Consider the following 465-nt stretch of genomic DNA (forward strand, 5'->3'; position numbering starts at 1 on the left):
CTTCCACCGGTGTGCGGCTCTAGAGCAACTGGCAGCCGAGTCAGGGACGGAACTCCACCGGCTGATGGGGTTCAAGGGACAGGAGCCGATCGGTGTCCTGCCGATCTTCGAGCTTCGCAAGGGGCCGTTCAGTGCTGTTTTTTCCCCGCCACCGAACCTCTGGATTCCCCGACTTGGTCCAGCGTTCGTCGTTCGAGGGGACCCCAAACAACGCAAGCGTGAGCGACGGCGGCAGGGATTCATCGATGCGGCATTCGAGTATATCGAAGACACGATTGATCCGAAGTACCTCCGAGTGCGGTCGCCAACCGGGCTCGATGACGTCCGGCAATTCAAGTGGAATGACTGTACAGTTCGGCCGGAGTATACGTATGTCACCGACCTCTCTGGTGGAAAAGACGCCGTTCGAGACCGGTTTACCAGCGAGGCGCGTCGGCGGCTCCGTATCGGGCAGGAGTCGGAGTC

1 pseudogene is annotated in these 465 nt (G+C 60.4%); it reads left to right on the forward strand.

Features of this window, described 5'->3' with window-relative positions:
* A pseudogene (locus FY251_RS21180) lies at nt 1-465 on the forward strand (GNAT family N-acetyltransferase); the annotation flags it as partial.

This window comes from Haloferax sp. KTX1 (assembly GCF_902410085.1).
Taxonomy (GTDB): Archaea; Halobacteriota; Halobacteria; order Halobacteriales; family Haloferacaceae; genus Haloferax; species Haloferax massiliensis.